The organism is Paenibacillus paridis (assembly GCF_006345825.1).
In the GTDB taxonomy this organism is placed as follows: Bacteria; Bacillota; Bacilli; order Paenibacillales; family Paenibacillaceae; genus Pristimantibacillus; species Pristimantibacillus paridis.
On record NZ_VCIX01000082.1, the window covers coordinates 266356 to 279758 of the forward strand.

The 13403-nt window shown below is 47.7% G+C and carries 9 protein-coding genes and 1 pseudogene; 1 reads left to right on the top strand and 9 read right to left on the bottom strand.

Translation table 11 applies throughout. The features are described from left to right. Nucleotides 1-21: 21 nt before the first annotated feature. The 6 genes from FJQ58_RS11720 to FJQ58_RS11745 all read right to left on the bottom strand — a co-directional run bounded on the left by FJQ58_RS11720 (nucleotide 22) and on the right by FJQ58_RS11745 (nucleotide 8166). Nucleotides 22-1620 carry a response regulator transcription factor gene (locus FJQ58_RS11720; protein ID WP_238403999.1) on the bottom strand — a complete coding sequence of 533 codons (1599 nt, stop codon included), beginning with the start codon at nucleotides 1618-1620 and terminating at the stop codon, nucleotides 22-24. Further along, the gene (locus FJQ58_RS11725; protein WP_139993513.1) at nucleotides 1620-3407 is read right to left on the bottom strand and encodes a cache domain-containing sensor histidine kinase; all 1788 of its coding nucleotides are present in this window, start codon (nucleotides 3405-3407) and stop codon (nucleotides 1620-1622) included. Before FJQ58_RS11725 ends, FJQ58_RS11720 begins: the two co-directional genes overlap by 1 nt. Nucleotides 3408-3497: 90 nt before the next feature. Then, nucleotides 3498-5198, bottom strand: coding sequence for a type 2 periplasmic-binding domain-containing protein (locus FJQ58_RS11730; protein ID WP_139993515.1), 1701 nt, complete (start codon nucleotides 5196-5198; stop codon nucleotides 3498-3500). Nucleotides 5199-5270: 72 nt separating this feature from the next. Next, nucleotides 5271-6167, bottom strand: coding sequence for a carbohydrate ABC transporter permease (locus tag FJQ58_RS11735; protein WP_138755973.1), 897 nt, complete (start codon nucleotides 6165-6167; stop codon nucleotides 5271-5273). A 3-nt stretch (nucleotides 6168-6170) separates the two neighbouring features. Continuing rightward, on the bottom strand, nucleotides 6171-7064 hold the full coding sequence (locus FJQ58_RS11740) for an ABC transporter permease (RefSeq protein WP_139993517.1): 894 nt from the start codon (nucleotides 7062-7064) through the stop codon (nucleotides 6171-6173). A 259-nt stretch (nucleotides 7065-7323) separates the two neighbouring features. Further along, a complete protein-coding gene (locus FJQ58_RS11745; RefSeq protein ID WP_139993518.1) occupies nucleotides 7324-8166 on the bottom strand; it encodes a helix-turn-helix transcriptional regulator in 843 nt (280 codons plus the stop codon). A 116-nt stretch (nucleotides 8167-8282) separates the two neighbouring features. Between FJQ58_RS11745 and FJQ58_RS11750 the strand changes: the two genes are divergently transcribed. Next, nucleotides 8283-10268, top strand: coding sequence for a beta-galactosidase (locus FJQ58_RS11750; protein WP_139993520.1), 1986 nt, complete (start codon nucleotides 8283-8285; stop codon nucleotides 10266-10268). Nucleotides 10269-10501: 233 nt separating this feature from the next. Here FJQ58_RS11750 and FJQ58_RS11755 read toward each other — a convergent pair. From FJQ58_RS11755 to FJQ58_RS11765, 3 genes and pseudogenes are all read right to left on the bottom strand, one after another. Beyond that, nucleotides 10502-10839 (bottom strand): annotated as a pseudogene (locus FJQ58_RS11755) (oxidoreductase); the annotation flags it as partial. Nucleotides 10840-10850: 11 nt separating this feature from the next. Then, nucleotides 10851-11621 carry a response regulator transcription factor gene (locus FJQ58_RS11760; RefSeq protein ID WP_139993522.1) on the bottom strand — a complete coding sequence of 257 codons (771 nt, stop codon included), beginning with the start codon at nucleotides 11619-11621 and terminating at the stop codon, nucleotides 10851-10853. Then, nucleotides 11596-13368, bottom strand: a complete 1773-nt coding sequence (locus FJQ58_RS11765; protein WP_139993524.1) for a sensor histidine kinase — start codon at nucleotides 13366-13368, stop codon at nucleotides 11596-11598. The genes FJQ58_RS11760 and FJQ58_RS11765 overlap by 26 nt, the downstream gene beginning before the upstream one ends. Nucleotides 13369-13403 lie beyond the last annotated feature (35 nt).

Consider the following 13403-nt stretch of genomic DNA (forward strand, 5'->3'; position numbering starts at 1 on the left):
CAGCTCTTGGCATAATCAGCCTTAATGGTAATCTCTATATTCTTGCGGCGTATAGCCCGTCGTCTTCTTGAACAAATAGGCAAAATAAGCTGCAGTCTGAAATCCGACCTGCTCAGACACCTCGTACACCTTGATGCTCGGATTGTTAAGCAGCTCTTTCGCTTTATTCATGCGCGTTTCCTGTAAAAAATCAGATATTGTTTTGCCCATCTCTTTTTTGAACAGCACACTCAAGTAACTTGCATTCAGATGATGAATTTCAGCAATTTGCTTCACTGTGATATGTTCTTGGAAATGTGCCTCCAAATACTCGGAAACCTTGCCGATCAGATTATGCCTTTGGCTGGCTTCACCTTTCTTCTCGATAACCATATGGCGTTGAACGTATTCGATCACGACTTCACGAATTTGCGCCTCGCTTCTGCAATCGATCAGCTTCTGCCACATCTCCAAATTCATTTCCCCGCCCAGCTCTTTATTCCAAGTCTGCTTGCGAGCCAGTTCACTGAGCAATGCCATGCCAAACGCCTGTATATACGTAAATGGCATGGAAGGCTGAGGAAGCAGCATATCAAACACATTATTAACGTAGTCAACAACCTTATGAGCATCGGCAGCATCTTCTGTCAGCTGTATAATCTCGGGTATAATCTCTTCACGCAGACGAAATTGTTGGAATTCCGATTCATCCAGCCGATCATAGTGCAGAATTTGCCCGCTCTCCATCAAGCGGAATCTCGCCATCATGAATTTAACTTCCTTATAAAGCGTTGGTACATCCTCCCAGTCGGTACATACTCTGCTATTGCCAATCGTAACCGTTGAGCCGTACTGCTCCTGCATGACAGTTTGGATGAAAGCAAGCTGTTTTTCAATTGATGCGCGTTCAAGCGGAGTTAAATTAATGTGCAAGGCCACGATTTCGTCGGTGACAGTCTTTGCGACATACACATGATCAAAATCGCTTAAGCCGATATGAACCGTTCTCAAAAATCCGTTGCTGATCACAACCCGCTCTCTTGCGTCCTGCACCGAGGAATGAAAGTGATCATAGCCCAAAACGATTAATCCAATTTCTTGATTGCTTGCAGGAAGCTCCAGCAAGCTGCCCCATGAATGCAGCATTTGGGCATGAATGCCTGCCTCCCCAATAACATCGGATACGAACCGTTCTCTGACGATATCGAGGCTGCCGGATACTTTCTGCTGCAGCTCCTGCGCTTGATTCTCAATTTGCTTTAACTTGGTTAATGTCTTGCGGAACCCGGTAAGCTTGCTCTCTACCTCTTCCACTTTAATCGGCTTCAACACATACGCTTGCGCCCCCACGTTCATCGCTTCCTGTACAAATTCGAATTCGTTGTAGCCGCTGATCATCAGCACTTGAAGCTGTGCCTGGATCGCTTTAGCCTCTGCAACAAGCTCAATTCCTGTCATAACAGGCATGGATACATCGGATATCAACACATCAATAGAAGTATTCCGCAATAGGTCGAGCGCTTCTTGACCGGACTCTGCGGCGAAAGGCATTTCATAGCCTAGCTCCTGCCACTTGATATAGCGCACCAGCCCCTGAATTTGGGTAGGCTCATCATCCACAATCAACGCTTGTAACAACATTACATCACCTTCCTAATCTGCGGCTTATGAACGCTTGCCGGTATGATAATCGTTGCCGCCGTCCATTCGTTCTCTTTGCTGTCGATGGAAAATTCATGCTTGTTCTCAAAATAGAGCTGGAGCCGCTCGCGAATATTAGCCGTACCGTATCCGTTTCCGTTCCCCGCCTGCTTTCCTAATTGAATCTGTTCCAGCATCTCTCTAGAGATGCCTATTCCGTTATCGAACACCTCGAATCGAATGTTGTCTTGTTCGAGCTGCGCCGAAATTCGGATAACGCCGCCCTTCTTCCCTGTAATGTTGCCATGCAAATAACAATTTTCCACAATAGGCTGTAATAACAGCTTGATCGTATAAAGCTCCAGCAGCTCTTGCTCGATATGCCACTCGATGGTCACCCTTCCCGGATAACGCATTTCTTGAATGTCCAAATAAGCTTTCACATGATCAAGCTCGCCCTTTATTTGTATAACATTAATTTTATTGTCCAGCGCCAGACGGTAAAAGGCGGTCAAGGCGTCTATAGTGCGCAGCTGATTTTCGTCTTGAAGATCCAGCGCACGCCACCTTAGCAAACTTAACGAATTGTATATAAAATGCGGATTGATTTGAGCCTGCAGAGCTTTGAATGATTGCTCGCGTTCCTTGAGCTTCGCTTGCGTAATGTCTTCAACGAGCATACCCAGACGGCCAGACATCGAATTAAACAAAATTTCCAAATCGCCGAGCTCATCTTTAGCCGTATTGCGAATACTGACATCGAATTGTCCTTGACTGACATCGTACATGCGCGTGCCAAGCTTACGAATCCGCCATACGACATTTTTCAGCACCGTCATGATCAAAAAAGTCGAACAAAGCAGAAATAAAAAAATAACAGCAATGATGCCGTATAAAATCGTCTTGGACTGGCGCTCAAGCTGATCCATCTGGATCAGCGCGGCCACATGCCAGTTCGAATCAATCGGCCTGACCATAAGCAGATTGCCACCCACCATTACGCCGTCAGATAAGCTCGCTTCATTCCAGTGATTGTTCAGCGTTGTCGATTGAATCTTTAATCCGATTTTTTCTGGATCGGAGGAAACGATGATCGTGCCGTAATTGTCAATAATCGATAATTCACCCGAACCGCTGAACGGCTGATTAAAAAGGTTGCCGAAGACCGACTTATAGTCTAGCAGCATATAAATAATGCCCTGCATATTGCCGGCAGGACTCATCACTTTATGAGAGATTACAAGCTTATCCTTGTTTACATTGCTCCATATTAACGAGCTTGAAGCCTCGGCCGTTTGGGTGAACCAATCCGTTTCATTCAAGCCAGGCTGTAACATACGCCCTTCCGGCTTCCAAAGTAATCGTCCATCCTGCACAAGCGTCGGATTCGTGTGATAAATTCGAAAATCGTCGATACCCGGTAAATATTTACTCGTGAATACGAATGAACGGTCCACATACTCGACTGTGTTCAACTGCTCGAACATATCCGAATAATCGCGGCTTAATCGCGAGATTAGTTCCCCGTCCGTTGCCGTCCGCGTGGCAAGCACATCGTAGCTCTGCTTGCGAAAGTCTATATTTTGAACAGTTTGGCGCATCGCTTCATTAATCGTAACCAAATAATTCGCTCTGAAGCTTTCAAGCGCAAGATAACCCGCTCCAATGCCTAAAAAGATCGTGGGAATAAAAATAATCGCTCCATAAAGAATTAATATTTTTGTACGCAGATTCATTTTCTGGGTGTACCTGATAACGATTCGTTCAAGGCTGCGGCGAAATTGCATCATATCCCTCCTTTCCGTATTGTAATCGTATTCGTAACAATGGAAAAGGGAGCAACCTCCTAGAAGGGGTTGCTCCACCATCGTTTACAGCTAGCCTTGCTCTTTCAACAACACTTCATATTGCTCCTGCCATTCTTGCTTAACTTCAGTCCAGTGTCCACGTTTCTCAAGGGCATCACGGAACGCCTGCCATGTTGCTTCGAACTGCTCGTCGCTTTTGGACATGATGAATTTAGCTCTATACTCTTTGCGAATGTTTTCGAGCTCAGGCAAGTATTTCTCTAGCAGTCCGCCTCCCTTCGCTTTAACCAAGTCATGGGTTTGCGTGCTGCGCACGGCTCCCATTTGACCAACCGTTTCCGTCATTTTCGACGTTTTGTCGTTTCCGACTTTATCTCCTTCACCGTAATTCCACCATGGATACCAGTCATTATTGTAGGAAGAAATCATATACAGCTCTGGCGTTACTTTCGCTTTCTGTGCAGGCTCGCCGGAATTACGCGCTTTATCATATTCTGCATCAATATATTTCCATCGTCCTAGCGGCTGATCGACCCAGCCCCAGAACGTTCCTTCTGGTCCTTCGTTAACGACTTGCTGCTGATCCGCTTTAGGCTGAAGCGTGTAATCAAGGAACTTTAGAGCCGCCTCTAGATTTTTGGAATCTTTGCTAAGGTAGACGTCATATCCTGGATACGGGTTGATGACAGTGTTCGCTCCAAGCGCCTCAACGCCATCTACCTTAGGGAATGGAACGACCTCATAGAACCAGCCTGGCTCAGTCGGACCGTCCAGCGTCTCCCAGATTGAATTATCTACGTTAAAGAAGGAGCCTACGTTCATCGCTACGCGTCCAGCTTTGTTTTTCTCTTTGTAGCGTTCCTTTTTATCGGTTACAACCTCTGGGTCCACCAGATTGGAACGATACATTTTGTTGATCCATTGGTAAGCCGCTTTATACTGTGGGTCGTCATACAAGAGGACAAGTTCGTCACCCTTCTTCTCGACCGGGATAATACCGCCTCCTGTCGTTACGCCAAATGCGCTCAAAATCGCATTTTCATCATTCCAGCCAGCCGTATCGTTAGGATCCATTAAGAAGCTAAGCGGAATCAGCGGCTTGCCTGACGCGTCTTTTTGCTCAGCGGCTTTTTTCAAGTATGCTTCAACGCCTTCAATCGTAGCCAAATCCGCTTTGGTCATTCCGGCTTTCTCCAGAACGTCCGTACGAACAAGCCATGTTTGCGACGCCCAGCCCGGCCATGGATTGTCAGGGTTTTGGTCGAACCAGGTTGGAATGGACCATATATGCCCGTCCGCATCCTTCATTTGGTCCAAATATAGCTTAGGAATCGCTGCAAGGTTAGGATATTTATCAGGCATATCGAAATATTGCTCGACTGACAAAATTTTATTGGAGCGAATCATCGCTGCTTTTACAATTTCACTGCGACCGAAAACAGCTGCATCCTCGAAGCCGCCGGTATTTAGCTTCAAGTTAAGCGCCGTTACGGCGTCACCTTGAGTAGCTTCAAGCACAACCTCAATGCCCGGCTCCGCTTCCTTCCATTTTTTTTGGACAAGGCTATCATTATTAACCGTTGCCGACCAGCCCAACCATAGATTGAATTTCTGTGAGCCTTTTGTCGTTTCCGTTCCGCCTTGCGCCGCATTCGTGCTTTTTGGTTCGTTCTTAGGTGTGTTTGAGCCTGAACATCCTGCGACCACAGAAAGCAATACGACCGCGGACATGGCCATTAAACCGGTCTTCTTTACCCATTTGCTCTGCATGCTTATTTCTCCCCTTTTCACTTGCATAATTAACGGTATGTGATGAAGCCCAATACCCTAAAGTAGCCGCTCCTATCCTTTGACGGAGCCGATCAATACACCCTTCACGAAATACTTCTGAAGGAAAGGATAAACACATAGAATCGGAATCGCGCTGACCATTACCGTCGCCATTTTGACCGACATAAGCGTCACGTTCTGCATTTGCGTTCCTCTTGCGAGTGCTTCCTGATTTGAGTTCGAGCCCAAGATGGCCGACATATCCTGCGCCGATAATAACTGCTGTAAAAACGTTTGTACCGGAATCAGATCTTGCTTGGTCACATAGAACGCTCCAGCGAACCAGTCGTTCCAATGGCCAACGGCAGTGAACAATCCGATTGCTGCAAGCATCGGCTTCGATAGCGGGACGATGATTTGCAGCAATACGCGGAATGGCCCTGCGCCATCTAGCTCCGCCGACTCAACAAGTGCCTCTGGAATACCTTGAATGAACTTCAGCATGACAAACATATTCCAGGCAGAGAACATACCCGGTATGATATAAACCAAGAAATTGTTTATAAGACCCAAATTATAGAGCTGAATATAGAGGGGGACAAGTCCGCCGCTGAAGAGCATCGTGAGCAAAATATAGCTCAGAATCGATTTGCGGAATGGCACCTTCGTGTAAGATAAACCGAATGCCACCATCAGTGTGACCATAAGGCCAGCTATCGTACCTGCAATGGTACGAAGGATCGTAATGAGATAAGCATGCTGGATCACTTCGTTGCCAAGCACGATTTCATAGTTGATTAGTGTAAATGCCCTTGGCAACAAATATACGCCGCCCTTCGCTGCGTCGGTGCCTTCATTCAGCGAGATCGCCAGCATATACGCGAATGGATAGAGCACGGATAAACATAGCAGAAGCATAAGAACAATAAGAATGATTTGGGAAATGATCTCTCCAGATGTACGTTTCATCGATTACCATAACCCCTCGCCATTCAATTTTCTAGATATCTGATTCGTGAGCACGACTAGAATAAGACCGATAACGGATGACAGGAGACCGATTGCAGTGGCCATTCCGAAATACCCCTGTTGAAGGCCGGTTCGAAGCACATACGTATCGAGAACGTCCGCCACCTGCATGTTCGCCGGATTCAAGAGCGGATAAATCTGATCCATGCCCACGGTAATCAAACTTGGAATGCTAAGAATGAGAACGATTGAAACCGTCGGGATCATGCCTGGCAGCGTAACATGCCGGATTTGCGCCCACTTCCCGGCGCCTTCCACCTTGGCTGCTTCATACTGCTGAGGATCAATAGCTGTAATGGCTGCGAGATAAAGAATCGTATTCCAGCCTACTTCCTTCCACAATCCACTGGAGACGATCATCGGTCTGAACCAGCTCTCCGAGCCTAGGAAGAAGATCGGCTCTCCGCCCATTTTTGTAATCAAATCATTCGCCAAGCCGCCGTCTAACGTAAGAAATGATTGCAAAATATAAGCGACAACAATCCATGAGAAGAAATGAGGCAGGTAGCTGACCGATTGAACGAATCTTTTGAAGCCTGCACTCACCAATTCATTAATCATAATGGCCAATATAATTGGAGCCGGAAATCCGAATACAAATTTTAATACCGAGATGAACAATGTGTTTTTGACAACGATCCAAAACTGAGGCTCTTGCAGAAACGTGAAGTTTTGCAATCCAACCCAAGCGCTGTCCCATATGGAGGACCCGATCTGAAAATCGCGGAATGCGATTTGAATGCCCGCCATAGGAACATAATTAAATAGAAACAAAAGCAAAACTGCCGGTAAAATCATGACATATTGCCAACGATATTTGTATAGTTGTGCTAACATGATGTCGCATCCCTCCTTCTGTTATACATTGTAAGGGGTTTCAAATTGGTACACCATATAACGTTGATTGGATTTTCATCGTAATGATTTGCTCTTTGTACGATAACAAAAAAATAAGCGGCCATGAGGTCGCCTGTTAATATCTTCGTTTTTTTCTTGAGAATGCTTATTGTTACCTTATCCATTTGGAGAAAAAGGACCGCTTGCTGCGTTTATTCTACACCTTTATTCACCAAAACGAGCACGGAGAGTACAAATGTTACGACTTCTGATAGCTACGGCGGAAGGCGCCGGGTGTGAGCCGTTCCAGCCTCTTGAAGATTGCTCCATAATAGCTGGCAGATTCAAAGCCGACTTGATGAGCAATATCCTGCATCCCGCGCTGCACATTGTCGAGCAGCAGTTCCTTGCTCTTGTTGATCCTTACCTGATTGACATAGCTGATGGGTCGAATGCCTGTCGTCTTCTTGAACAAATGGCAGAAATATTCCGGTGTGACGCACATCAGTCCGGCGAGCGTCTGCAAGGTAATCTCTTTGGCATAATGCTGGTCAATATAGTCTAGGACCGGCTTTAACCGTTCATACTGCTGCCCGACGGTGTCGCTGCCCTCGACAGAGACGCGCTGAATAATCTCCGTCAATAAGGTATAGAGGATGGCCGAGCAGGCGTAATTGCTTAACGTTTGCTCATGAGGCGTAAGGGCAGCTTGCAGCAGCTCACGCATTCGGGATAGAAGGTATTCGGGCGATGCGAGCGCGAATACGCATGTGTCGACAATGCCGACTGTTTCAAACAAGCTCGCTGAACCACTGCCATCGAAGATGATCCAGTCGACTTCCCAGCTCCCCGATAAAGCATAGTATTCATGCTTCTGACCGGGGAACAGCAGCATGCCCATGCCTGGCTTGACGATATGCTCCGTTTCACTTAGTTTGAGCTTGCCCTCGCCACTGCGGCATTGAATCCACTGATAATCTTGAATGCCTGGGTCTCGGCGTATATGCTCCTGTTCATGATGCAGACCAATGCCAAGCAAATAAAAAGGGAGCAGCTTGTCTCTGGCGGATAGTACCGGGAAAGCACGATTGGGATGAGGCATGCGACCAATTCTCCTTTCAACTTAATATTGTTATATCGTATTAATTATTTAAGATATTCACTCGAATTAATATAACATATAATCGCAATATATTGATGAATAAAGGAGATCACAGGATGACGATTAAGATCGGAATTGATTATTATCCAGAGCAATGGACTGTCGAGCTATGGGAGAAGGATGCAGCGCTTATGCAAGAGACGGGTGTTGCTGTTGTGCGAATGGCGGAGTTCGCCTGGAGCCGAATGGAACCAACCGAGGGTGATTATCGGTTTGAATGGTTGGATGCGGCTATAGAAGTATTCGCCGCACGCGGCATGGAGATCGTGTTATGCACACCTACCAATACCCCGCCGAACTGGATGACAACCCGTTATTCGGATGTGCTGCCAATGGATGAGCAACGTCAAATAATCCGGCCGGGTGTGCGTGGACATCGCTGCAACAACAGCTATTCCTTGAGAATGCTGGGCTCCAATTTTGTGGAAGCGATGTCACAGCGCTATGCGAAGCATCCCGCCGTCATAGGCTGGCAAATCGATAACGAGATGCACTATCAGGAATGCCATTGCGATACGTGCAATCGTGCATTTGTCGCTTGGCTGCAGAAACGTTATTCCAGTCTGGAGGAGTTGAACCGGGAATGGGGCACGGTCGTCTGGAGCGGGGAATACAGCAGTTGGGCCGAGGTAACGACGCCGCTCGGTGGCAGCAAGCCGATGAATCCTTCCTATCTTCTGGAATACAAACGATTTTGCTCGGACAGCGTAGGCTATCTGCTGGGATGGCAGCTTGAAATTCTACGTAGAAACTGTCCAGGCCAATTCGCAACGCATAACATGTGGCAATTTCCGAATACCCTGGACTATTATGATCTCCACAAAGAGCTGGATTTCGTTTCTGTCGATTATTATCCGAATGAGCTGTATCGCGATTATGGCGATCGGTTTCCGAGAAATGGAGCGCTGTCGCTGGACTTGGTTCGCGGTATCAAGCGCCGCAATTTCTGGGTAATGGAGCAGCTCAGCGGACCGCAGGGCGCCTGGATGCCGATTCAACGCACCCCTTATCCTGGACTGATCCGAGCTCGTTCCTGGCAGACAATCGCTCGCGGCGCGGATATGGTCGTCCATTTCCGCTGGCGAAGTGCTGCCGTCGGAGCCGAACAGTTCTGGCACGGACTTATTGACCATAGCAATGTTCCTGGACGCAGGTTCAAGGAGTTCGCGGAGCTTACTCGCGAGGTGAACCAGCTAGGAGAACTGCTTGCTGGCTCGACAATCGTTACCCAGGTTGCGATTCTGCATTCGCATGACCAGCATACTGCGCTTTCCCTTCAGCCACAGGCAGAGGGAGGAATGCACTATATAGATAACTTGTCCTCTATGCACAATGCATTTCTGAAAATGGGCGTCGGTACGGACGTTATCAACTGGTCCGAGGAGCTTGATGGCTACAAGCTGGTCATTGTCCCTTCCCTCTTTCTGTTAAGTGAAGAAGTAGCGCAGCGGCTGGAGCGGTTCGCGGCCGGGGGCGGCACGGTCGTCCTCACCAATCGAACAGGCGTGAAGAACATGAGGAATGTATGTGAGATGCTGCCTCTGCCGGGGCTGCTGGCGGAAGCGGCGGGTGTTGTCGTTAGTGAATATGATGCAATCGGCAACAGCGAGCATCGAATTCGGAACGCGGAGGGCCAGACATTCGCTGCGAAGCAATGGTGCGATCTTCTGGAACTGCGAGGAGCAGAACCAATTGCCTGGTACGACAACGACTTTTACGAGGGTGTGCCGGCGGTTACTGTCAATAAGCTTGGTGAAGGTGAAGTGTATTATGTCGGCACTTGGCCGGACCCATCGTATTTCTATCAGCTATTCGAAGGCATATTGAAGGAAAAGGACTTAACGCCCAAATTCCAGCTGCCGGAAGGTGTCGAGCTATCGATTCGAACGAAGGGTGAGGAAAGCTTCCTGTTCCTGATCAATTTGACGAATGAGAAACGAGAGATTACGCTTGACGTTCCCTATCGCAGCTTGTTGACGAGCGAGAGATCGGAGCAGAAGATAACGCTGCCAGCACTGGGAGTAGATATTCTAACTTTATAAGATTAGCGGCTTGCATCTTAGTGAAGGAATTTTGCTCGACAGCCAAAAAAACTCAGAGACATGTCTCTGAGTTTTTCTTTTAGTTTTTATAAAGTTGATACCTCAATTACAAGCCGATAACTCACATCACTTTTCAATTCACGTTCGTAAGGCTCTTTAATCTGGTCCGCGAGGATTACTAGAATGTACTACGCCTTTCGTGCAATGCTGCTCGTTATCACCTCAGATTTTGATTAGAATCCTGTTGTGTAATGCTTAGGAATTTGTGTTTCTTTACTTAATTTTAAAGCAGCTTCCAGTGCCCAGTAAGGGTTTCTCAGCAATCCTCTGCCCACTGCAACCAAATCCGCTTCTTCATTACCAATAACGGCATTTGCCAAAATGAGGGCATCCAGTCTACCTACGGCTATCACCGGAACATCTATAGCTTCTTGATCTCTTTAGTCAGTGGAACCTGATATGCAGCATGAGTTCCTAGTCTGCCCCATTCAGCGATAGGTCCTTCTCCACCAGAAGAAATATCAAACATATCTATTCCAGCTGCCTGATATTCTTTGGCAAAAGCAGTGCTAGCTCTTCCCCTTATGAATGAGAACCCTGGCTGCCTCCAGCCGTGATCGTCTTATACTGCTCCCTGTACTGCTTCGGCGTAATGCCTTCGTATTTTTTGAAAATCCGGATAAAATAGCTCGCCGTCTGAAGGCCGATCTGCTCCGAAATGCTATCCATGCTGAGCGGGGAATGATAGAGCAGCTCCTTAGCCCGCTTCATTCGCAGACGAATGACATAATCGCTGAAGCTAACGCCGGTCTCTTCCTTGAACAGAACGCTGAGATAGCTCGGATTCAGATGGACATGCTGCGCGATCTCCTTAATGGACAAGGGCATGCCAATGCTTTCATGAATATACTTAACCGCACTAAGGATATAGGCGTTGCTGGATGGGATGCCATACGACAGCAAGTTTGCCGTTTCCTCCGATTTGGACTGAAATACTTTCCCTACCGACGCAATGAGCTGCTCCTGCCGGATCGGCTTCAACAAATAATCGACGGCACCAAGCCTCAGCGCCTTCTGTGCATACTCGAATTCGGCAAAGCCGGTGAGCAAAATTGTATTAATCTCATTTTGCTCGTCCCGCAATGTCTCAAGCAGCTCGATGCCCGACATCAGAGGCATTCGAATATCGGTAATGAGCAAATCGTAAGGATTCTCGCCCAACAGACGAATCGCCTGCTTGCCATTATCGGCCATATCGACCTTTACCCTATCCTCTCCCCATTGCTCCAGCGTGAATGTTACTCCCATGCGAGAATTGTACTCATCATCAACGACCAGGATGTTGTGAGTCATCGTCCATAGTTCCCCTCTCTGGCTCGAGCTGCAGCGGTATCTTCAATACAATTGTCGTCCCTGCGCCCGGCACGCTGTCAATGGTCAAGCCGTACTGCTTCCCGTATTGGAGCTGTATGAGCTTGCACACGTTAAATAACCCAATCCCGTTGCTCCCTGTTACAAAGGCAATGCTCACGTCATTTTGTAAGCGTTCTCTGATTTGATGCAGCTCGCTTGGAACCATGCCGATGCCGTTATCTTGCACCGTAAAGGAAATAATGCCCGCTTCCTTCTTTACGCTTAGCCTGATCGTGCCGCCGTGCTCCATCGGCTCGATGCCGTGCACGATCGCATTTTCGACCAGCGGCTGAATGGAAAGCTTCGGAATTCTAATGTCACCGAGTTCCCGCTCGCAGTCGATCTCAATCGTCAGCCTGTCGCGCCAGCGCATTTTCATAATATCGGCGTACCGCTTAACCTGCTCCAGCTCCTCATCAATGGCCACAAATCCGTCCTGCGTGCTTGAATGAATCGTATAGCGGAACAGGTCAGCAAGCTGAATGACCGTTTGAGCCCGCTCCTGCTCGCCCTTGCGGATATGGTCCCAATAAAGCGAATCGAGCGTGTTGAACAAAAAGTGCGGATTGATTTGCGAATGAAGCGCTTTAATTTCGCTTTTGCTCTTCACAATCTCAATCTCGTAAACCGAAGTAATCAAATGATTAATCTGCTTAACCATCTGGTTATAGGTCAAGCTCAATTGATTGACCTCGCGGTTGAAATACTGATCTGGATTCTCCCGTGGACTGCCATGCTTGCCGCCCTGGATAATGCGCGTCAGGCTTCTGATTGGCGATGTAATAAACTTGGATAAATAATAGGACAGTATCGCAAATGCGAAGATGCTCAGCACGCTTGCCCAAAGCAGCACATCGCGCAAAAAGTAAATATCGGCGGCCAGCGTTTTTTTCGGAATCATGATTTGCAGCTTCCAGCCCGTTGACCGAATGGCTCGCTCTACTGTCACATAATCGCTGCTCTCCCCTTCAAGCGTACCTACAGATAAGAGCAGTCCGCTTTCTTCCCCAACAACCATGCTGTTGTTGTTCTCATCAAGCAAGCGCGTCACTCGGCCTTTATCCTTCGCCTTGTCCGTAGTGCCTAGCTCGATAATCGAAGGCTTGAGCCGGATAAGCAGATAACCGCCGCTGGCGTACTTCTCCTTCTCGATCTTTAACTGCCTGACGGCCAGCAAATCATTCGGATTATCCGGATCGCGCCCGATCCATATCATCTCGCCCGCTTGATGAATATCATCCGCCTGCTTCAAATAACGCTCCTCTATCCGCTCTTCGATGCTCTTCTCCACGATGGGGTAGAGACTGCCGGTCAAGCTGTATAGCTCAATATCCTTTATCGTATCGGAGTAAGCCGTCTTCTCAATAAGCAGCTTCCTCAGCTTCATTCTCTCGTCATAGGCCGTCTCATGCCCCTGCTTCTCCAAGCTCAGCGCTTCTTGTATCCGGTCATCCATCGCCAGCTGCAAGGTCAAAACATTAACCTCGTTAAGCTGCGATTCCAATCTGCCGCTCGTTTGCAGGGCAATCTCATCAATGTAAAGCGCCGCATTATCCCGCTGCACCATGGACAGTAGCACATAGAGGCTGCTTACCGTAAGCAGAAGGACCAGTGTCATCGTCAAAATAAAGCTGAAAAAAATTTGACCTCTCGTCTGATCCAGTCCTATTTTTTTGAGATATCCCACTTCTTTGTTCCTCCAGAGAAACTTGCACAAAACCT

Coding starts and splice junctions, on each gene's coding strand:
- FJQ58_RS11720 (WP_238403999.1), bottom strand. CDS start 1,620: ATGTTGTTACAAGCGTTGATTGTGGATGATGAGCCTACCCAAATTCAG.
- FJQ58_RS11725 (WP_139993513.1), bottom strand. CDS start 3,407: ATGCAATTTCGCCGCAGCCTTGAACGAATCGTTATCAGGTACACCCAG.
- FJQ58_RS11730 (WP_139993515.1), bottom strand. CDS start 5,198: ATGCAGAGCAAATGGGTAAAGAAGACCGGTTTAATGGCCATGTCCGCG.
- FJQ58_RS11735 (WP_138755973.1), bottom strand. CDS start 6,167: ATGAAACGTACATCTGGAGAGATCATTTCCCAAATCATTCTTATTGTT.
- FJQ58_RS11740 (WP_139993517.1), bottom strand. CDS start 7,064: ATGTTAGCACAACTATACAAATATCGTTGGCAATATGTCATGATTTTA.
- FJQ58_RS11745 (WP_139993518.1), bottom strand. CDS start 8,166: ATGCCTCATCCCAATCGTGCTTTCCCGGTACTATCCGCCAGAGACAAG.
- FJQ58_RS11750 (WP_139993520.1), top strand. CDS start 8,283: ATGACGATTAAGATCGGAATTGATTATTATCCAGAGCAATGGACTGTC.
- FJQ58_RS11760 (WP_139993522.1), bottom strand. CDS start 11,621: ATGACTCACAACATCCTGGTCGTTGATGATGAGTACAATTCTCGCATG.